The sequence below is a fragment of the Flavobacterium cheongpyeongense genome (assembly GCF_003202435.1).
Taxonomy (GTDB): domain Bacteria; phylum Bacteroidota; class Bacteroidia; order Flavobacteriales; family Flavobacteriaceae; genus Flavobacterium; species Flavobacterium cheongpyeongense.
In genome coordinates this window covers 1-1,420 of the sequence record NZ_QJHK01000045.1, presented here as the reverse complement: position 1 = coordinate 1,420, position 1,420 = coordinate 1, and the positions used below count along the sequence as shown (strand labels likewise).

The window sequence follows — 1,420 nt, the reverse complement described above, 5'->3', positions numbered from 1 at the left end:
CATTGTTGTCCGCTAAAAAAAGAAGCCAAATTAATGGCTTCTAAAATAATCGTAATTTAGAGTTGCAAAATTCAAATAACGATGGGTAAAAATAAGTATTTTTCGACTAAGTCTGTTTTCGGACAGCTAATTTCTTTAATAGATGATTCAATGATTCAGAAAGCTGTTGAGAAATATAATTCAGACAGATATGTAAAACGCTTCAAGAGTCAAGATCATCTATTTAGTATGATTTTTTGTTGCATAGAAAAGTGCAACTCTTTACGAGAAGTATCTGCAGGAATGCTTGGTTTGTCTGGTAAAGAAGAAACTGTTAGAATCAACTCTCTTCCCAAAAAGAGTACATTGTCGGATGCCAACAAGGGACGAAAGGTTGAGTTTTTTGAAGAAATTTATACCAATTTACTTGAGAAATATGGCTTTATTTTATCGGACAGCCGAATTAAAGAAGCTTTGAGTAAGAATGTTAAAATTGTAGATAGCACCACAATAAGCTTGTTTAAAGACATATTAAAATGTGTTGGCAGAAAGTCTGTTGATGGAAAAAGCAAAGGAGGAATTAAATCGCATAGTGTAATAAATGCTGATGAAAAAGTACCAAGTTTAGTTTGGTTCACATCAGCGGCAACACATGATCATCAGTTTTTGAAAAAACTAAAATGCGATGAACATACCGTTTATATATTTGACAAAGGATACAATGATTACAAAGCTTTTGGGCATTTTACAAATCAAAAAACAGGTTTTGTAACGAGAATAAAAGAGAATGCAAAATTTGAAGTAACACAAACAAATGACATTCCAGAGAACATTCACAGCGGTATTTTATCGGATCAAATCATTGAAGTTGAAGTCAATAAAGAAGGTGCAAAAACCATATTGAAATTAAGAAAAATAAAGTACTATGATAGAGAACACAAAAGAAGCTTTGAATTTATTAGTAATCTATTTGACTTCAGAACAGACACAATAGCTGCGCTTTATAAAATACGTTGGCAGATAGAGCTTTTGTTCAAACAAATTAAGCAAAATTTTCCACTAAAATATTTTTTAGGAGACAATGAAAACGCTATTAAAATCCAAATTTACTGTGTTCTAATAGTAAATCTTTTGCTAGGTGTGGTAAAGAAAAGCTTGAAACGAAAATGGTCTTTCTCGAATTTAGTTAGTTTTTGTAGAATTCATTTATTCAATTACATTCACCTAACTAAATTTTTAGAAAGTCCTGAAAAAGACTGGGAATTAAATACTCAAAACTATGGTCAATTAGGTTTGTTTGATGCTTATTTAGCAACCGGATAAAATTCGATAGAACAAACCAAAAATTATATTTTTTAGTACATCGAATTCTCAATAAAGTAGTCGAAAACAAGCTGAACTAGGTTAAAACCTCGTAAAGCCTTGAAGAATAAAGAAAAAA

Annotated in this window: 1 protein-coding gene; it reads left to right on the top strand. The window is 30.7% G+C overall.

Going from position 1 to position 1,420, the window contains the following annotated elements; genetic code table 11:
* Positions 1-81: 81 nt before the first annotated feature.
* Positions 82-1,302, top strand: coding sequence for an IS4 family transposase (locus DMB65_RS21825; RefSeq protein ID WP_110308725.1), 1,221 nt, complete (start codon positions 82-84; stop codon positions 1,300-1,302).
* The last annotated feature ends 118 nt before the right edge of the window (positions 1,303-1,420 follow it).